Source organism: Dictyobacter halimunensis, from assembly GCF_036245075.1.
Genome location: NZ_BSRI01000002.1, coordinates 2,055,957 through 2,075,130, shown reverse-complemented (window position 1 = coordinate 2,075,130; position 19,174 = coordinate 2,055,957). Strand labels below are relative to the sequence as shown.

The following is a 19,174-nucleotide window of genomic DNA, read 5'->3' as shown; positions in this document are numbered from 1 at the left end:
GGATAGAACTAGATGGCACGTTATACCGGTCCCGTCTGCAAACTGTGCAGGCGTGAAGGGGTAAAACTTTTCTTAAAAGGCGACAAGTGCATGACCAAGTGCACTCTGGAGCGCCGCAATACACGTCCTGGCCAGCATGGTGCCAGCCGCGCTCGTAAAGAGTCCGGATACGCCAAGCAGCTGCGCGAGAAGCAGCGCGTACGTCGCACATACGGGGTGCTGGAGCGCCAGTTTGTGAAACACTTTGGTGCTGCCGCCGGCCGCCCTGGTAAAACAAGCGAGAACCTGTTGCAGATTCTGGAGATGCGCCTGGATAACCTGGTTTATCGCCTCGGTCTGGCCGATTCACGCGCCCAGGCTCGTCAGCTGGTGAACCATGGTCACTTCGCCGTCAATGGCCGCAAGACAGACATTCCGTCTTTCATTGCCAAGCCAAACGACGTTATCACTGTCCGTGAGCGCAGCAAGGGCCTTGAGTACTTCAAAGCTCGCGCGTTGATGCTCGCTCAGAAGGGTGTTCCGAGCTGGTTGAGCTTGAACATTGATGAGCTGTCGGGCCGTGTAATTACCATACCCTCTCGAGCGGAACTTGAGCTACCCTTCGATGAGCAGATGGTGGTTGAGTATTATCAACGATAATAGGTTGAGTCGGCGGAGACTTCATGGCACACGCCCGCGCGCTTTACTTGCACGATATTGGGCAAGTGGCCAGGCGTTGCCGGCATGTGTGTTAGAAGGGTTAGGTCCGCGCCTGGGTGATCCTGTAAGGGGTCGCATCAGGGCGAAGAACTCTTGGACTACCAGCGTTCCGGCCTCTGTCTCCCAGGCTATATAGGTCATGTGAGCATTTTTTGAAGAACCTGGTAGAAAAAGAAAGGCAGGTTAGAACCTTGCTAGATATTGCACTACCTCGCATTAAAAGCACAAAGACACAGGGTAATTATGCGAGTTATGATATAGAGCCGTTAGAGGCTGGGTATGGTATGACCCTGGGTAATTCGTTGCGGCGTGTATTGCTGTCTTCGTTGCCCGGCGCGGCTGTCACCTCTATTCGGATCGAGGGTGTGCAACACGAGTTCCAGGACGTCCCTAACGTGATGGAAGATGTGACTGATATTGTGTTGAATGTCAAACGTCTTCGCCTGCGCTCCTTCTCAGACCATCCCGTTTCGATGCGTCTGGAAGTGAGCGGCGAGCGTGAGGTGACGGCAGCCGATATCATCGCTCCTAGCACGGTAGAGATTGTTAATCCTGAATTGCATATTGCAAGCCTCGATAATGACAATGCTCGCCTCGATATGGAGCTGGTCGTTGAGACCGGTAGAGGTTATGTTCCTGCCGACTCAAAAGAGGATCAGCCTATTGGGGTAATTCCAGTCGATGCGATCTACACGCCTGTGCAGAAGGTGAATTATACCGTCGAGCACACCCGTGTGGGGCAGATGACAAACTTCGATAAAATTGTTCTTGAAATTACGACGGATGGTACGATTACGCCCGATGAGGCGTTGCGTCAAAGTGCGGATATTCTGGTGCGGCATTTTACTCTGCTCGCCAATTATCGCGCTCAGGTACCTGAGACTGAACCGGTATCTTTGAGCAGCCTACCCATCCCACAGAAGATCTATGATACTCCCATCGAGGAACTCGATCTCTCGGTGCGCGCTTACAACTGTTTGAAGCGTAGCAATATCACGAAGGTTGGTCAGGTTCTTTCGATGAATGAGGAAGATCTGCTGGGTGTACGCAATTTCGGTGAGAAGAGTTTGCAGGAGCTGCGTGAGCGCCTACTTGCACGAAACTTCCTGCCTAATCCGCGCACGAGCACCGTCGGAGCCGATTTGGACGGCGATCACGAAATGGAGGAATAAGGTGAGGCACCGAATTGCTGGCAACCGGATGAATATGCCAGAGCCGCGTCGGCGGTCTGCACGTCGTAACTTGATGGCTGGTCTCATCCGTTATGACCGTATCCAGACCACCGAGGCACGCGCTCGCGCGATCCGTGGTGAAGCTGAAAAGTTGATTTCTGTGGCGGTGAAGGGGCGAGAAGAAGCCCGCAAGCACCTGGCCGCAGTGGTATCTAATGAAGATCAGGCGACCAGAGTCCTGGAGTTCGCTCGTAAGGGCCGTTTCTCGTTGCAGCACAATGTGGCTTCAAATGATGAGCGCGCGCGGCAGCAGAAGGCTCCTTTAACCGATAAGGGTCGCAAATTCCAGGAAGACAAGCTGAAAGCACGCCGCGAAGAGCTGCTGGCCATTTTCCCGAATGAGAATGAGGCCGAGAAAGCTTTGAAGGCTGCTTATGAGGCGATGGTGATCGAATTGCACGCTCGCCGTCAGATCTTGAGCTCCCTGCCCGATGAGCTGGTCGTCAAAAAGATGTTTGAAGAGCTGGCTCCTCGTTATCTCGGTCGTCCTGGTGGCTATACTCGTATTACGAAGCTGGGCCGCCGTAAAGGTGACGCCGCCGAAATCGCGCAGATCGCCCTGGTATAAAGAGGGATACAGGTAGCGCGGAACCGGGTTTGGCGCGTCTATCCCTGGAACATTGAACATTAACGTATGAACATTGCTTGTGGTATTGAGTATGATGGTACCGACTTTCGCGGTTTCCAGCGTCAGGCTGTAAACCATGGACCTACGGTGCAGGGGGCCCTGGAGAGCGCGATCTCTCGCGTCTCAGATGGGGCTTTCTCCGTGGTCAATGGCGCTGGTCGTACCGATGCTGGCGTGCATGCAAGTGGTCAGGTAATAACTTTCTCGACCCAGCTGCAACGCGAGCCCGCGGTATGGCTGCGTGCGTTGAATGCCGTTTTACCCAATACGGTGGCGGTACGCTGGGTACGTGTGATGCCGGAACGCTTCCATGCTCGCTTTAGCGCGGTGAGTCGTTCGTATCGCTATACGATCTGGAACGACCTTGCGCCATCAGCCCTGCATGCCAGGTATAGCTACCATTGCTCTAAAGCAGTGGATGTCGACCTGATGAATCAGGCCTGCCAGGCGCTGCTGGGCGAGAAGGATTTCGGAGCCTTCGGGCATAGTCCCAATGTCTCGAATCCGCTTAAGCCGGGACCACATTCCTGTGTTCGTATGATGTTAGAGGCCCGTTGCACACGCCCAGAGGCGAACGAACTCATTTATTGCGATTTTACCGCTAACGCCTTTCTCACGGGGCAGGTTCGTAGAATGGTTGGAACCCTACTGCTGGTGGGACAGAAGCGTCTCTGTCTGGAAGAATTTTTTGAAATTGTGCAACGTGCGGAGAAGACGCACCCTGGTTCAGCGGCCCCCTCTCATGGGCTGTGCCTGGTACGGGTTGATTATCCTGAGAAGTTTGGAGTAAACGAACGATGATGAAGACATATAGCGCCAAGGCCGCTGATCTGCAACCTAAATGGTATGTCATCGATGCCGAGGGGCAGGTGCTTGGTCGCCTGGCAACGCAGATCGCGCACATCTTGCGCGGTAAGCATAAACCTACTTTCACACCACACCTCAATAGCGGGGATTTTGTGGTTGTGATCAATGCTGAGAAGATCGCGGTAAGCGGCAATCGCCTGGATCAAAAGGTCTACTACCGCCATTCGCAGTATCCTGGTGGCTTGAAAAAGACCACCCTGCGTCAGACCCTGGAAGGCAAACATCCAGAGCGCGCGCTTGAGCATGCCGTACGCGGCATGGTGATGCACAATCGCCTGGGTACCCGGGTGATGTCTCGCCTGAAGATCTATGCTGGCCCCACCCATCCCCATGAGGCTCAGAAGCCTGTGATCTGGACGGGTCCAGAGGCGTTGTTGAAGCAGCTTACTGAGGCAAAGTAAAGAAGAGGAGAACCTACCTTGGCTGATACCCCCAAAGGTGAATACTTCTACGGTATGGGACGGCGCAAGACGGCTGTTGCTCGCGTGCGCGTCTTCCCAGGCGGCGATGGTAGCATCACCATTAATGGCAAAACTGCCCCCAACTACTTCGGGCAGCGCGATACACATCTGGCGGCAGTGGCTGCGCCCCTGCGTGCGCTGGATCTGAACAGCGGTGCTTATACCCTGACCGTTCGTGTGGTCGGTGGCGGCGCCAGCGGCCAGGCCGGCGCTATTCGTCATGGTCTGGCCCGCGCCCTGGTACGCTTGAACCCTGATTTCAAGCTGGCCCTGCGCCGTGCTGGCTACCTGACGCGTGACCCACGCATGAAGGAAAGAAAGAAACCTGGTTTGAAACGCGCTCGTAAGGCTCCACAGTATACGAAGCGTTAATATTCCAGTCAGAACAGAGCAAAAAGAAGTCCGGTCGACAATTGTCGACCGGACTTCTTTTTGCTCTGTTCTGACTAATTCTTTGCGGCGACTTCGCTGTAGACGGGGGTGCACCAGTCGCGGTATTTGCTGTTGCGACCACGAACGATGTCGAAGTAGAGGTCCTGGAGCTTTTGGCCCAGGGGACCAGTGGAGCCGTTGCCAACGGGATTGTGATCTACTTCGATGACCGGGGCGATCTGGGCGCCTGTTCCACAGAGGAAGATTTCGTCCGCGGTGTAGAGCTCTGTGCGGTCGATCTGGCGCTCGCGAACGTTGATGCCGAGCTCTTCTTTCGCCAGGTGCATGATGGTGTCACGGGTAATGCCGAGCAGAATATTTTCTGATGGAGCGGGCGTGATCAATTCACCGTTCTGGAATAGGAAGATGTTTTCGGCGCTTCCTTCGGAGACGTGTCCCTCATGGTTGAGCATGATGGCTTCGTCGAAGCCGTTCTGGATGGCCTCCGTTTTGGCGAAGGCGGCGTTGACGTAGCTGCCGCAGATCTTGGCGCGGGCCGGAATGGCGTTGTCGTCGATGCGACGCCACGATGAGACACCACAGCGCAGACCGCCGATCTCAACGTAGTTGCCCATTGGCTCGGATGTGAGAAGGTAATCGTCACTCAGTCCATGCAGGCGCACACCGATGATCTCATCGCTCTTATAGGCTACAGGACGCTGATAGACGTCCTGGTGCTGCTCGTTGCGTTTGACCAGCTCGACACTGTGCTCGATCAGCTGCTCAACCGTATAGGGCAGGTTGATGCGCATGATCTTGCAGGAACGCTGCAGGCGCTCATAATGTTCGCGCAGGCGAAACAGGTAGACCTGCTGCTGCTCTTCATTCCAATAGCCACGAATGCCTTCAAACACCCCTGTGCCATAGGCAAAGCCATGACTGCGTACAGAGATGAAGCCACGCTCGGCCGGGATGTACTCACCATTCATAAAGAGTATTTTTGCATCCATAATCGTTGTGGATAAGCCGCACTGCTGCTACTTATCGTCTCCTCCTTGTTCCAAATGTGATGGTGTATTGAGATAATATATGTCTACAACGTTCCGGGGCGAGCCCTGGAAACATGTGAGTGGTGTATTGAAGGAATGTGATCAAGAAAACTGTTATAGGATTTTCTTGCCCAGCGCTGAGAGCGTGAGCTCTACCGCCAGCTGGGCCGTGGTGTTCTCGCGGTCCAGGATGGAGTTCACCTCTACCACGTCCATAGAGACCATGCGTTGAGATTCGGCGATCATCTCCATGGCGAAGTGGGCCTCGCGATAGCTGAGTCCACCACGTACGGGCGTGCCGACGCCAGGCGCTTCGCGTGGGTCAAGCGAGTCCAGGTCCAGGCTCAGATGGATCGGACCATTATCTGCGCCCGCGATCTCGATAGCCTGCTGCATGACATAAGAGATGCCGCGGCGATCGATGTCCGACATGGTAAAGACGTGGATGTTGTGCTCGCGTAGCAGCTTCTGCTCGCCTGTGTCCAGGTCTCGCGCGCCGATGATGACGATCTTGTTTTTATCAATTTTGGGTGCCCAGCCACCAACGTTGACCAGGCTCTCGTCGCCGAGTCCGGCCAGCGCGGCCAGGATCATGCCGTGGATATTGCCCGATGGCGTGGTTTCCTCCACGTTGAAGTCGGCATGGGCATCGACCCAGATCACACCAACGTTCTTATGTACGCGGGCGACACCGCTGATCGATCCCAGGGCCATACTGTGGTCCCCACCCAGAATCAATGGGAATTCTTCGGCCTCGAGTGCATCGCTCACGGTGGCAGATAGCTCGTCTGCCAGTTTGGTAATGGGCTCCAGATATTTTAAACGAGGATTGCCGGTTGGCTGATTCTCGGGTAATGGTATGTTGATGTTTCCGACGTCATTGACGCTGTGGCCAAGTCGTTGGAGCTGGTCGATCAGACCAGCGTAACGGATTGCTCGGGGACCGATATCGACCCCACGTCTATCTGCGCCCAGATCGATAGGGGCGCCAATTACACGGATACGCATAGGAAAAATTCACCTCTGTTCACCATTGAACGTTGACGATACGGCTCGTCAATGAAATAACGTACGTACATAACACCCTCCTGTGACTGTATGGAAGGTGCCCTTTTCTTTTCATTATATGCACTGCCATGGAGTTTGTCTACGGACCACCTGTTTCGACCAGTTGAGCTTTCGCGTTCTCTCAATAAAACGTGAAATCTGCATCTCTCTCTCAAAAAAGCATATGACACAGATGTCTATTGACTTGATCATATTTGAGGATTGGTGGTATACTGAATGTCATATAGATCATTAGCGAGCCCGCCCAAAATGGGCGGGTTTTCCCATTGATACTATAAAAAGCAGTCAGTTAGTCAGGCGTTGTGCTTGGGAGGCCATGCTGGCCTTCTAGTGGTATTCTATGCAGCATCGTATAAGCTGTGGCGGCCATGGAGGCCGCGCATGCGCGACGTTGATGGCTGTTTGCTAACACATGTAACTGTCCTGGAACTGAACATGTGGAAGTGGGAAGCAATGAAGCTTTTTCGTGCAGTGTAGCAGCCTGGCTCGAGAGGCCGGGTCCGAGGAGGTTCCTTTTATTATGGTTGTCGATGTTATTAGTCCTTATACTGTGGCCGTAGCTCAGTTCGATGAAGCAGCCGAGCGACTCGGTCTATCCCGATCAATGCGCAATGTGTTGCGCGCCCCCAAGCGTGAACTTATCGTCAATTTTCCCGTGCGCCTGGATAACGGCGATGTGCAGATGTTTACAGGTTATCGCGTTCAGCATAACATCAATCGCGGACCGGCTAAGGGTGGTATTCGCTTTAGCCCCGAGGTCTCCCTCGATGAGGTGCGTGCCCTGGCGATGTGGATGACCTGGAAATGTGCGGTTGTGGATATCCCTTTCGGGGGCGCCAAGGGTGGCGTTATCTGCGATCCCCATCAAATGTCTCGTGGCGAACTCGAACGTATGAGCCGCCGATATGCTACCGAGATCTCGATTCTGATGGGTCCCAATAGCGATATCCCCGCTCCCGATATGAATACCAATCCGCAAGTTATGGCCTGGATGATGGATACCTATTCAATGCACCAGGGCTATTCGGTACCGGCGGCGATTACCGGTAAGCCGCTGGCTATTGGTGGCAGTGAGGGCCGCCTGGATGCTACCGCGCGTGGTGTGCAGGTCGTGGCGCTGGCCGCGATGCGTCATCTGGATATGTCCCCCGAAAGTTGTTCTGTCGTCATCCAGGGATTTGGCAATGTCGGCGGAATTACGGCACGTCTCTTACATGAGACGGGTTGCAAGATCGTTGGTTTAAGCGATATCAGTGGCGGCATTTATAATCCTCACGGTATCGATGTTCCAACGGCTATGCGTTTCTCCCGTGAACATGGAAGCCTGCGTGGCATGCCTGGGACTGAACCGGTCACCAATCGCGAATTATTAGAGCTTCCCTGCGATGTCTTGATCCCGGCGGCCCTGGAGAATCAGCTGACCAAGGATAATGCTGACCGCGTGCAGGCTCGCCTGATTGTTGAAGCCGCCAACGGTCCTACCACCAATGAGGCCGATCGCATCTTGAACGATAACGGTGTGCTGATCGTACCGGATATTCTGGCCAATGCGGGCGGCGTTACTGTTAGCTACTTTGAATGGGTACAGGATCTACAACATTTCTTCTGGTCTGAAAAAGAAATTAATCAACGCCTTGAAACAATTATGACGCGTTCTTTTAATGCTGTGCTTGAGAAGTCAACCAACCAGGAAACGAATCTGCGTATGGGCGCCTACCTACTGGCGGTCAGCCGTGTCGCGGAGGCGACCGAGTTGCGTGGCATTTATCCCTAGCATATGACCAGCGCATTTTTCTCTGCTTGAAAAATTGTGTGTTTGAAACATGGAATATTCACTTGAATGATTTTTTGTATGCCTGCTTTGCATACGTGATATTAAACGAAATCGGAGGTCCATAGCTGGACCTCCGATTTCGTTTAATATCACGTTGAAAACAATTGTTTCGCGCCTGCGGCGCTCAAATATTTAAGTATATGTGGTGTAGAACCAGTTTCAGATACCTCCTCAGTTTGAGGAGGTATCTGAAACTGGTTCTACATTCAGGATTTTGAGCCATGTTTCCGTTTTGTTGTCGTTTTCTGAGGCGTTCAGGTGGAAGATGATGTTGACGGTGTGGACGTTTTTGAAGCGTGGGAGTTCAGCTGCCCCTCGTGTGTAGATGCCGTTCAGTACCCAGTCGGTGCGCTGTTGATTCTCTGAGCGGGAGAAGGCGAGGCGAAATAGTAAGTTCTGACGGTTGGGGCCACTGGTGCGTACCCCTAGCAGATTGACCTTTTCCATTTTGAAGATTGGCTCGGGATTGCCGGCGCCAAATGGTGCCAGCTCGCGCAGCTTTTCATAGGCTGCATAGCTCAGGAATCTGGATTGGGTGAGGGTCAGATCTACCATGCGCGGCATCAGAGCGGGAGCTGTTTCGCTGCTTTCTTGCTCGGTTACGATGCCAGTAGGATCTGGCAGGTTGGTGCCCTCGATCACGGCTGGCTCCTCTGCTGGACCGCCGTTTTTCTTCCATTCCAGCAGGTGGCCGCGCAGCAAGTCGATTCGTTTACTGGCAATAGTGAAGCCAGCGGCCTGGGCGTGTCCTCCGTAGCGTTCTAGCTGAGACGCGAAGCCGCGCAGGGCTTCGATGATGTTAAAGCCTTTCTGGCTGCGGGCCGAGCCCCGGCTCAAACCGGTTTTCAGATCATTGCTCAGCACCAGGACCGGCTTGCTGAGCTCTTCGGCCAGCTTGCCGGCGACGAGGCCAATGATCCCTTCGTGCCAGTCGGTGCCGTGTACCATGACGACCGCGTCATCTGGATTATTGGCGGCTTGCTCACGCACATGGCGCATCAGCATCTCGGTCTCTTGCTGGCGCTGCAGGTTGAGCTGCCGCAATCCCTCGGCGATCTTATCGGCCTCGTCTGGATCATCCGTTACCATCAATTCGAAGGCGATGCTGGCCTCTTTCATGCGTCCGGCGGCGTTGATGCAGGGAGCGATCCCGAAGGCGATATCGCGCTCACGTATCTTGCCCGGCTGCAGATTGGCGTTGCGGATCAGAGCTTTCAGCCCGGGCTTATTGGTTTTGTTCAGACGCTCTAGCCCCATGCGTACATACGTATGGTTCTCACCCAACAAGGGAGCGATGTCCGCGACGGTCCCTATGGCAACGAGATCCAGTAAGGCCAGTTCATCGTCCTCAGGGCGATTATAAGACCGATAGAGGGCCTGCGTCAGCTTGAAGGCTATTCCTACCCCACAAAGGTAACGCTCGCCGTATTGACTGTCTGGACGCCATGGATTGACCATGGCATAGGCCGCTGGAAGTTCGGCCGGTGGATGGTGGTGGTCCGTGATAATGACATCGATCTCTCGCTGATTGGCATATTTTACCTGCTCGACATCCGAGCTGGCGCAATCGGTGGTTATGATCAACTGTGTGCCGCGCTCTTTCAGCATATCCAGCGCTTTTTCATTCAAGCCACAGCCATCATGTAGGCGATTGGGGATATGGTAGTCCAGGATGGCACCAGGCTGTTTCAACTGGCGCAGGGCGCGGTAGAGGAGCGCGGATGAGGTGACCCCATCAGCATCGTAGTCGCCATAGACTGTGATATGCTCTTGCTGGTCGAGAGCCTGGCGGATGCGGGCCAGGGCGCGTGGCATGTCGATCAATGTCAAGGGATCGCGAGTCTGCTCGTACGAGGAGCGAATGAAGGTGTTCATCTCGCCTACTGTTTTGAGCCCACGATTATATAGCAGTTGCGCCTGGACAGAAGTGATACCAGCGGCCTCGGCGGCGCCAAAAATGCTGGCATCTAGCTGGTCCAGCCGGGGATAGACCTCCCAGGCGCTCGATAGCTGAGATAATGATTCCAAGTATCTATTCCTCTTGCTTAATCTGGCAGCAGGCGTAAAAAGACCTCGTTGCCCAGGAGGCGTCCGCGCGCACTCAGGCGCAGCCAGCCGTCCTCGTGTTCTAATAAGCCAGCCTCTTCCACAGGTTGCAGCCGATCACCGGCGAAGCGTGAGAACGGGATGCCGAAGCGCTCCTCAAAGGTCGGTAGATGCAGACCCATGGCGGTGCGCAGGCCCAGGAATGCCGTTTCGGACATGGCCTGCTCCGGTCCCACCTCTTCACTTTCAACGGTTGGTAAGCTATGTGCCTTGATCATTTTGATATACTCGGTTGGCTCGCGTTCATTGGAGAAGCGGCGCCCCGCGAAGCTAGAGGCGGCTCCGGTCCCCATGCCGATGTATGGCAGGTTCTGCCAGTAGGTCAGGTTGTGGCGGCTATGGTATCCAGGCAACGACCAGTTAGAGATCTCATAGTTCACATAGCCGGCTTGCCGCAACAGTTCGTCCGCGTACTCATACATATCCGCGCATAGATCTTCGTCGCCTGGGATAATACTACCGTCATTCACCCAGTCATGAAAAGGCGTTCCCTCTTCAACGATTAAAGAGTACAGCGAAAGATGCTCGGGACGCAACTCCAGCGCGCGCTTCAATGTTTCCTGCCAGTGCTGCATGGTCTGGCCGGGCAGGCCGAACATAAAATCTATATTGATGGATGTGAAACCGGCCGTGCGCGCGTGCTGGACCGCCTGGACGATCTCTTCGGGTGTGTGGATGCGTCCCAGGGTTTTAAGTAGTTGCGCATCAAAGCTCTGGGCGCCCATGCTCAGGCGGTTGATACCGGCTTTGCGTATGCCGATCAGCTGCTCTTGATCGAGCGTGCCCGGGTTGGCCTCCATCGTAATTTCGGCGTTGTCATCAACGGCGAAGGACTGGAAGCAGGCCTGGAGCAGACGCGTAATCTGGTCTACGGTGAGCAGGCTGGGGGTGCCGCCACCCAGAAAGATGGTGCGTGAGCGACGCTGGCGACCATCCTCGTGTCGGGCCATGTTGCCCGCCATCTCGATCTCTTGTAGCAGTGCGCGCACATACGGTTCCCGTAGAGGAAGCCGACCAGCAAACGTATTGAAGTCACAATAATGGCACCGCGTATGACAAAACGGTATATGGAGATAGAGAGAGGCTGTCTCCAGCAAGGCCTGAATCGGTTCCGTTGCCCGCAACAGCGATGATGGTAATTGAATTTTCGACCGGGTATTGGTTTCCATTAATGTCATGGGTGCTGTTTATTTCCTTATTGATTGTGCGGTTGTGCGCCGCCGCTAGCGGTTCTCTTAAGAATAAGAAGTAAAGAATATACAGAGGTATATAAATTATACCCCTGGTGCCGCCTTCAGGCAACACCAGGGGAAGAAATTTTTGCCCGCCCCACCCGTAGGTGCCGGGCTTACCCCGGCTTAACTTAACGGGCTTGTCCCGACTTAGCCCTGTGGGCTGGTGCCGGGTGCGCCACCTGGAACTCCGCCGGGGACGCCACCTGGAGCACCACCGGGAGTGGTCTGTCCAGGAGGTGAAGCTGGGATCCAGGATGGCATGTTCGATGCATCGAACAGCTTATTGGTATCCGGATCTGAGAGTTTCACTCCCTTAACCTTCTGGGACTCGATCCAATACTTTAACGCGTTTCCTTGTAGCGCTTTCAGTTTGGCCGGGTCGACCGCTCGCGAAGGATCAGCGCTCTCGAATTGCAGAACGTGGAACGTACCATTCTCGCTCAGTACCGGGCTGAACTCGTTGTTTGTACGCGCGGGATCCATCAGCCAGTTATCGACGGTGGCGGCGATATTGGAGCCGTCATCGAGCATATACTGACCGGGAGCCAACCAGCCGAGCTCGCCACCCTTGGACTTGGTGTTGTTGTCCAGTGATTTTTGCGAGGCCAGTTTATGGAAGTCTGCACCACCTTTCAACTGGGTGAGGATGGAGTTCGCATCTTTCGCAGTGGCCACGGTAATGGCACGTGCATTGACCTGGCGCGTCGGCGAGGTGATCTGTGAGGCCAGGTAACTCTGCATGTTATCGCGGCGTAGCTTGAGCGCCATCATCTGCTGGATATCGCCATCGCTAACGTTAGAGCTGCTCAAGAACTTGCTATAAGGGGTGTCGCTGGGCAGATTAGCCTTGAAATCATTCATCGCTTTGGTCACCGCGCTGCTGCTCGGATTGATCTGGTTCTGGATCGTGGTGCTTTGCTTGTTCAGCCAGTTGCGGATCACGATATCTTCCTGCAACCACTGCGCGCTGGTTGTGCCAACCTGTGACTGTGTAAAGAGCTGTTCCTGCAGGGTCTCTTGCTGCGAGAAATTATTGTACTGGGTGTCATACCCCTGCTTGGTCTTGGTGTCAGTGGCTTGTTTGGCCTTGGCCGTATCCAACTGCTTCTGGAGGTCGGCGCGCTGATTCGAATTGGCCGGCAGTGCTTTGAGTTTGGTGGTCAGATCGTTGACGGTCTTTGTGTCCGCATCCACTGTTTTCTGCTCATTAACTGATTTGGTGTGGGCGTCATCGGCCTGGGCGCGCAAACCATTTTTCCCTTTCATCTGGTTCTCGCTCAACTGTCCACTGAGGGCGACGAGTTTGTGATAATCGGATTGGGGGATGGATTGTTTAGGGATAGAGGGACCCTCGACTGAAGCAACCGGTTGATTGGGAATAATCACGTTCAGGTTGATCCAGTAGCCTACAAATACGACGATGACAAGTGCAACGATAAGGCCAATAAATGACCAGATAGCCAATCGCTGTAGCTGGGTTTTCTCTGTTTTTGTGAGATGGCCTCCCCAGCCAAAAATAAGAGGTTGACCGTCACGACGAGCCTCGACGTGCGCCGCCGTTTGTCTGGTATATGTTCTGGTTTGGGCAGAACGCGTTGGTCGCTTGTTAACAGGCCGACGCGCCGTTTGATTTTTCATCAAAACCTCCAACGTGGAAATCCCAGGCTTGTGCCATCAGGGAATGCTCTCCCATGTCGAGCCGGTCGGACCCCTGGGGGAGCGGGCGGAGAAGCATTGCTTCTCGTGTCCGTTCCCCCATATATCAGCGACAAGCCGGGAAGTAACAGTAGTTATTACATCCCACGCATATGTTCTGCAGTGTAGGGGAGCAGGGCCATAAAGCGGGCCTGCTTGATTGCAGTGCTCAAACCACGCTGATGCTTGGCGCAGGTGCCCGTTTTGCGGCGGGGCTCGATCTTTCCGCGATCGGAAATGTATCGCTTCATGAAGCGGCTTGCATCTTTGTAGTCGATCTCTCGTACGTGGTCGTGGCAAAATTGACAAATTTTGCGGCGAGATGAGCGCTCGCCACGCTCGCGTCGCTCACGACGTGGACCTGATGGTCTCTGCATCAGTCTTTCTCCTTCAATTAGAAGGGGTGATCATCCAGCTCTCCAAGGTCATCGGGGCCACCATAATCAGGACCCGCGTTACCAGGCTGCTGATTCTTTGGTGTAAGCATTTCCATGTCATTGATGATCACGTCGATGACTGTGCGCTGTATACCCTCTTTATCGTTATACTTGCGCTGCTCGAGGCGACCTTCAACGTATACTTTTTGCCCCTTTTTCAGGTAATTGCTACACGTCTCTGCCAGTTGGCTCCAGGCGACGATGTTAAACCAGTCGGTCTCGCGTTCACCACTGGGTGATTTGCTACGGCGCGTCACGGCCAGCGAGAACTTCGTCACGGCGGTACCATTCTGGGTGTAGTTCATTTCGGGGTCGCGTCCCAGATTCCCAATAAGCATAATCTTATTCATGACTCAAAATCCTTTCGACGTGTGATACCACCCCTGTTTGACAGTATGGAGACAGATGAAAGCACCCAAACGTCTCTTTTCTCATGCTTTGTTAGCCAGCTCGCTGGCGTAACTAGGCTTCGATATGCTCTTCGTTGTTCTCTGCGGCGGGTTCGGCAGCGGCGGTTTCCTCTGCTGGAGCCTCTTCAGTCGTTGCCTCGGTTGAAGCTGTGGCTGGAGCCTCTTCAGTTGTTGGCTCGGCTGAAGTTGCGGCCGGAGCCTCTTCAGTTGTTCCCTCGGCTGGAACCTCTTCGGTTGCCTCAGGAGCAGCTGCGGCGGCAGCGGCACGGGCCTCACGCTCTTCGCGCTCCCTCTGGACAGCTTTTGGATCGCGTTTGCGAACCATCTCGCGGAGAACAATCTCCGAAACTTTTAGAGTGCGCTCGATATCGCTCACGGTCTCAGGAGTCAGAACCATGTCAATGAAAACATAGAATCCATCGCGGTGGCGCTCAATAGGGTAGGCCAGACGGCGGCGCCCCCATTGATTGACCTTTACAATTTGACCGCCATGATTAGCGACGATCTGCTCGATACGATCCAGTATGGAACGTGTCTCCTCTTCGCTGGCTTCTGGACTGAAAATTACGCCAAGTTCGTAATCTCGACTCACGAAGCCACCTCCTTCCTGTGGGTGTGCTGCTGGTCAGATAAGCTCTGCCAGAGCAGGTGGAGCATCAACCCTATGTTGATGCTAAACTCAGATGCCGCTGGTGTATAGGGTGCCTATAGTAATGCGGCCTCGTTATAAAATCGCCCCTTGATAACAATGGGCAGTAGTGATGTCTTCCGTTTCGATGGCAGGTTGAATGAGCATGCTTAACATATGGATGTGAAACAGACTCAGGGACCTGCGGAAGCCATCAATACCACGCATTATAACACTGAACTCCATGGCTGACAATAGAGGTGTGGTAACACACAATGTTTACTTGTCTATCTTCCTATTCTTTCTATACTTCTGAAAATTGGAAAAGCGGAAAGTCTGTTTTGTTTCTCCAGCCATATGGTCCTTTATTGACAGGTTGTGCATAATGGCTCATACTAATGTTAGTATATACTCCGCGCAGAAGCATTGCCGCCAGCAACGAAGCGGCGGCGCGCAATCCCCAAGTGTTTGATGGCTCGTCCCATAATTAATGAGGAGTGCAGCCGATCCTTTTTATTCAAAGGAGCAGCTTTTATGTCTGCTATCGATACTTATGCTATCTATCCTGTGCGCGGTGGAGCTTTACGGAAGCAGCGAAGGGTGAGGCGCTCGACCTTGTTCATGCTCATCTTATTAGGCGTGAGCCTGGAGGCCGGTTACCTGGCGCTCTATCCCTGGCTGGCTGGTCGCGATGCACAGGTGGATCCGCTGCGTCAGGCGTGGCAAGGGGCCTTTCCTATATTGGCGCTGCTCTATCGACGCCTGGATTGGTTATCGTATGTGTCTGCTTTTTCCTGGCCCGCGTTCTTCTATGGTTATCTTTTTCCACTGCTATTGTTATTGGGTTTACTGCTGTTTGGACTCTGGCTGGCGATTGCGGTGGGCAATCGTGCGGGTAGAATAATTCTGCAAAATGCCTCTCTTTATATGCGGCCCATCTTTACGACGGTGCTCTTTCTCAGTGTGGTGCTGGGCATTACCATGGTGATTGCACCGGTACATTTGTATGAACTGACACGGAGTATGTTACAGGCGGGCCTTTATGGAAAAATGGTTGAAACGTATCATCTCAATCCATATATAGCTCATACTACTGTATTATCGCATGACGCACTACAACTGCTTATTCAACAATTATCAAAAGAGAGTAATCTAGCGGTGACGCCGGCTACTACCGGTCCGGTCTGGATGGATATCAGTATTCTTATCTCGCTGCTGGGAAACGCCGATCCCGTGCGCATCATCCTTGGCTGGCGCCTGCTGGCCCTGGTCGTGCATCTATTAAATGTCAGTCTCCTCTGGTCACTTACCTCGGAGCAGAAGCCGTTGCAGCGTATCTCTGCCACCCTGTTCTATGCCTGGAATCCATTGGTGCTCTTGCTTGGTATCGCCTATGTGCATCCTGAGATCCTGACGATTACATTTATGCTGCTCGCTCTCTTGAGCTTGCAGCGTCGAGCCGTCCTGCTCGGCTGGGTCTTCGCGCTGTTGGCCTCCCTGATCAGCCTGAGCAGCCTGGTATTGTTGCCGCTCCTGTTCTTGTACGTCATACGTCGCGCATGGTTGTCCGGTTGTGCCGTATTGTTTCTCGCTTTCCTGGGCATGATTGGCATTACGGCGCTGGTCCTTTTTCTGGCTTATGTCCCGTACTGGCAGGATTGGGGGGTGACAGGGATCGCGAGTGGCATGCGAGACGTCTTCTGGCAGAGGTATGCTATCAATTCAATCGACGCGGCCGTGCTAGGTATGCCAGTTCATCTGCCTGCTAATATGCGCGCCTGGTTTCTGGCGCCCAACTGGTCCCTGGCGGCCCTACTGATTATGTGTCTCTATGTGTTTATCGCCATCTGGTTTACCGATACATTTGAGGCACTGCTCCAGTGGAGTGGCGGGTTACTCCTCTTATGGATCTTTCTGCAGCCCATCTATTGGCCCTGGTACCTCATGCTGCCGCTCACCGTCATCAGCATCGCCAGTAGTCGCCGGGAGATTCTTATCATGGTCCTGTTGCTGATGGGAGCCCTCGTGAGCTACTACTTCTGGCAATGGTCACAGGTATGGGAAGGCCAGGCCCTGGTCACTATTGGCGCACCCTGCCTTATCTGGGGCTGGGCCATCTTCTTCTACGCCACCTGGCAGATGACCCATGGTGACCCGCCCATAGAAGAGGACAGCCGACCCCAAAAGCTCCAGCGCCCCCCCTGGTTCTCGCGTCCCAACTGGACCTCCCGCCCCCTCCGCGCCCATCGGTAAGAGGAGAATGCAGGAGGGCCTCTGCCCACCCCCGGCAGGAGGGCCGGCGAGGCCCTCCTGCCGGGGGTGGGCAGAGATGGTACCGTTGGTGGAACGTGTGCATCCAGGGGCCGCTTCGCGGCACGGGGCCGCTTCGCGGCAAGCGCCCGCGAGGGGCGCACCTACGAGGATGCTTGGTGCCCCCGGCTTGTCTTTTTTTCTCTCGCACCACGGCAAACGCCCGCTAGGAGCGCCAAAAGCGGGGTGCGCGGTGCCCCCGACTTGTCTTTTTCCCTCGTGTCGCCGCTGATGCCCGCGAGGCGCCCACCAAAAGCGGGGTGCAGGGGCGGCAGCCCCTGGCTGGAGGCTCGGGGGCTGTGCCCCCGGCCTCCCTTTTTCTTTCGCGCCGCCGCAGGCGGCGCGAGTTAAAGGGGCTGTGCCCCGCCAAAAAACATCCTCTTGCCTCAAGAGGATGGGTATGTTATAATGCATCCCGCATGCGGGGAAACTTTCTTGAAAAAGGCCACTCTTCGCCTTTGATAGAATTGCTGATAAGATTGAAGGGTTCAATCTCCATCTCCACCATTTGCTCCTGGTGAAATGTGTATTCCACACTTGTACATCAACAGGAAAGCTGCTGGGAGAAAACAGAAAAATAAATTTTGCCCCGCCATTAAAAGAAAGAAAGAGCCAACAATGCCAAAGCAGAAGTTAAAAACCAACAAAGCCATGGCCAAGCGCGTCAAAGTGACCGCTGGCGGCAAAGTTATGCGCCGCAAGATCGCTCTTAACCACTTGCGCCGCAACAAATCCCCTCAGGCTATTCGTTCAATGGACAAAATGTTCGAGCTGAAGCCAGCTGATCTGCGTCGCATGAAGCGCCTGCTTCCCTACGCTTTCTAATTGTACAAGAACGAAATTCGAAAAGGATAAGGACAGAATATGCCAAGGGTAAAACGTGGAGTAACTTCCCACCAGAAACATAAAAAAGTATTCCAGCTTGCGGAAGGACATCGTGGAACACGCCGCAATGTATTCCGCCCCGCCCATGAGTCGGTCATGCGCTCGATGGCGTACATGTATCGCGACCGCCGCAACCGCAAGCGCGACATGCGCCGCCTGTGGATCGTGCGTATCAATGCCGCCGCTCGCATGCATGGTATTAGCTATAGCCAGTTGATGCATGCTCTGCGCGTCGCTCAGATTGACGTCGATCGCAAGATCCTGGCCGAGATGGCTGTCAACGATCTGGGTGCCTTCAGTACACTGGTGAAGACAGCACTGGACGCCGCTAAAGCGTAGTAGCAATTCATACAAGGGACCCGCCTGTCAGTAGTGATATGGCGGGTCCTTTGTTGTTTGAGGATGCCAGCCATGACTCTGATTACCAGTCCCTCTAATCCACGCATCAGTAAGCTGCAGACCCTGCATACGGCGCGGGGCCGCAAAAAAAGTGGCTCCTTTCTGCTTGAGGGTCCTCACTTGCTTGAGACCCTCTTGAATGCGCAACTGTGGCCGCAGGAGGTTTATTATCAGCCTGCGCTGCTGCAGCGGACGCTGGAGGGTGCAGCCCTGCTTGAGCGTCTGCTCCACGCTCCTTCCTCGCAATTGATCGAGGTCAGTGAACGTGTTATTGAGGCGCTTGGTGACGCCCAGACCTCGCAGGGCGTGGTCAGCGTTTTGCCGCTAGATGCGCTCGATCCCGCCACCATTCAACGGCGCCGCCGTCCCTCTGCTCGTCCCTGTCTTCTGATCCTGGATGATATCGCGGACCCCGGCAACATGGGCACGATCTTGCGGACCGCGCTGGCGGCGAACGTTGAGCGTGTCCTGCTGACTCCTCATTGCGTCGATTGCTACAGTCCCAAGGTTGTACGTTCGGCCGCTGGCGCCCATGTGTTGTTGCCGGTTGAGATCAACCTGAGTTGGGAGGCCATCGCGAATCGTGTATCGGAGCATTGTGGAAGACACCCCCGTGTGCTGCTGGCCGAGGCTGGCTGCGACCAGCAGTATTACATGCAGGATCTTGTCCAGCCGTTCGCCTTGATCGTGGGTAATGAGGCGCATGGACCCGGCCAGCAGGCTCATGCGCTATCTACCCTGTCGATCAGTATCCCCCTGGCCAACGAGGTTGAATCCCTGAATGTCGCCATGGCGACCGGCATCATCTTATACGAAGCGGTGCGCCAGCAGGCCATACAGTCTGGATCATCTCAGTAGC

The 19,174-nt window shown here is 54.4% G+C and carries 19 protein-coding genes; 11 read left to right on the top strand and 8 right to left on the bottom strand.

Annotated elements, in window-relative coordinates; genetic code table 11:
- Positions 1–12: 12 nt before the first annotated feature.
- The 6 genes from rpsD to rpsI all read left to right on the top strand — a co-directional run bounded on the left by rpsD (position 13) and on the right by rpsI (position 4,259).
- The gene (gene rpsD, locus AABA21_RS22645) at positions 13–639 is read left to right on the top strand and encodes a 30S ribosomal protein S4 (RefSeq protein WP_126595682.1); all 627 of its coding nucleotides are present in this window, start codon (positions 13–15) and stop codon (positions 637–639) included.
- A 212-nt stretch (positions 640–851) separates the two neighbouring features.
- Positions 852–1,871, top strand: coding sequence for a DNA-directed RNA polymerase subunit alpha (locus tag AABA21_RS22640; protein WP_338253871.1), 1,020 nt, complete (start codon positions 852–854; stop codon positions 1,869–1,871).
- A gap of 1 nt (position 1,872) precedes the next feature.
- Complete coding sequence (locus AABA21_RS22635; RefSeq protein ID WP_338253870.1) at positions 1,873–2,499, top strand: bL17 family ribosomal protein; 627 nt, start codon at positions 1,873–1,875, stop codon at positions 2,497–2,499.
- A gap of 66 nt (positions 2,500–2,565) precedes the next feature.
- Positions 2,566–3,360, top strand: coding sequence for a tRNA pseudouridine(38-40) synthase TruA (truA, locus tag AABA21_RS22630; RefSeq protein WP_338253868.1), 795 nt, complete (start codon positions 2,566–2,568; stop codon positions 3,358–3,360).
- Positions 3,360–3,827 carry a 50S ribosomal protein L13 gene (gene rplM / locus AABA21_RS22625; RefSeq protein WP_420917209.1) on the top strand — a complete coding sequence of 156 codons (468 nt, stop codon included), beginning with the start codon at positions 3,360–3,362 and terminating at the stop codon, positions 3,825–3,827. The genes truA and rplM overlap by 1 nt, the downstream gene beginning before the upstream one ends.
- 54 nt (positions 3,828–3,881) lie before the next feature.
- Entirely contained in the window at positions 3,882–4,259 is a 378-nt protein-coding gene (rpsI, locus tag AABA21_RS22620) for a 30S ribosomal protein S9 (RefSeq protein ID WP_338258466.1), read from the top strand.
- Positions 4,260–4,333: 74 nt separating this feature from the next.
- On the opposite strand, the gene AABA21_RS22615 is transcribed toward rpsI, so the two are convergent.
- Positions 4,334–5,269, bottom strand: coding sequence for a branched-chain amino acid transaminase (locus AABA21_RS22615; RefSeq protein ID WP_338253865.1), 936 nt, complete (start codon positions 5,267–5,269; stop codon positions 4,334–4,336).
- Positions 5,270–5,422: 153 nt separating this feature from the next.
- Complete coding sequence (gene rocF, locus AABA21_RS22610; protein WP_338253864.1) at positions 5,423–6,316, bottom strand: arginase; 894 nt, start codon at positions 6,314–6,316, stop codon at positions 5,423–5,425.
- A 580-nt stretch (positions 6,317–6,896) separates the two neighbouring features.
- Between rocF and AABA21_RS22605 the strand changes: the two genes are divergently transcribed.
- Positions 6,897–8,150, top strand: a complete 1,254-nt coding sequence (locus tag AABA21_RS22605) for a Glu/Leu/Phe/Val family dehydrogenase (protein WP_338253863.1) — start codon at positions 6,897–6,899, stop codon at positions 8,148–8,150.
- 231 nt (positions 8,151–8,381) lie between these two features.
- Here AABA21_RS22605 and recJ read toward each other — a convergent pair whose 3' ends face one another.
- From recJ to rpsF, 6 genes are all read right to left on the bottom strand, one after another.
- Entirely contained in the window at positions 8,382–10,238 is a 1,857-nt protein-coding gene (recJ, locus tag AABA21_RS22600) for a single-stranded-DNA-specific exonuclease RecJ (RefSeq protein WP_338253862.1), read from the bottom strand.
- Positions 10,239–10,255: 17 nt separating this feature from the next.
- The gene (hemW, locus tag AABA21_RS22595) at positions 10,256–11,494 is read right to left on the bottom strand and encodes a radical SAM family heme chaperone HemW (protein ID WP_338253861.1); all 1,239 of its coding nucleotides are present in this window, start codon (positions 11,492–11,494) and stop codon (positions 10,256–10,258) included.
- A gap of 204 nt (positions 11,495–11,698) precedes the next feature.
- Positions 11,699–13,189 carry a peptidylprolyl isomerase gene (locus AABA21_RS22590; protein ID WP_338253860.1) on the bottom strand — a complete coding sequence of 497 codons (1,491 nt, stop codon included), beginning with the start codon at positions 13,187–13,189 and terminating at the stop codon, positions 11,699–11,701.
- Positions 13,190–13,344: 155 nt separating this feature from the next.
- Positions 13,345–13,623 (bottom strand): 30S ribosomal protein S18, encoded by a 279-nt coding sequence (gene rpsR / locus AABA21_RS22585; RefSeq protein WP_126549923.1) that lies wholly within the window; start codon positions 13,621–13,623, stop codon positions 13,345–13,347.
- A 17-nt stretch (positions 13,624–13,640) separates the two neighbouring features.
- Complete coding sequence (locus AABA21_RS22580; RefSeq protein ID WP_338253859.1) at positions 13,641–14,033, bottom strand: single-stranded DNA-binding protein; 393 nt, start codon at positions 14,031–14,033, stop codon at positions 13,641–13,643.
- Positions 14,034–14,145: 112 nt separating this feature from the next.
- A complete protein-coding gene (rpsF, locus tag AABA21_RS22575; protein WP_338253858.1) occupies positions 14,146–14,685 on the bottom strand; it encodes a 30S ribosomal protein S6 in 540 nt (179 codons plus the stop codon).
- Positions 14,686–15,255: 570 nt separating this feature from the next.
- Here rpsF and AABA21_RS22570 point away from each other — a divergent pair.
- From AABA21_RS22570 to AABA21_RS22555, 4 genes are all read left to right on the top strand, one after another.
- Entirely contained in the window at positions 15,256–16,974 is a 1,719-nt protein-coding gene (locus AABA21_RS22570; RefSeq protein ID WP_338253857.1) for an MptA/MptB family glycosyltransferase, read from the top strand.
- A gap of 675 nt (positions 16,975–17,649) precedes the next feature.
- Entirely contained in the window at positions 17,650–17,856 is a 207-nt protein-coding gene (gene rpmI / locus AABA21_RS22565) for a 50S ribosomal protein L35 (protein WP_126595669.1), read from the top strand.
- A gap of 39 nt (positions 17,857–17,895) precedes the next feature.
- On the top strand, positions 17,896–18,255 hold the full coding sequence (rplT, locus tag AABA21_RS22560; protein WP_338253855.1) for a 50S ribosomal protein L20: 360 nt from the start codon (positions 17,896–17,898) through the stop codon (positions 18,253–18,255).
- Between the two features lie 72 nt (positions 18,256–18,327).
- Positions 18,328–19,173, top strand: coding sequence for a TrmH family RNA methyltransferase (locus tag AABA21_RS22555; RefSeq protein WP_338253853.1), 846 nt, complete (start codon positions 18,328–18,330; stop codon positions 19,171–19,173).
- Position 19,174: the final 1 nt, after the last annotated feature.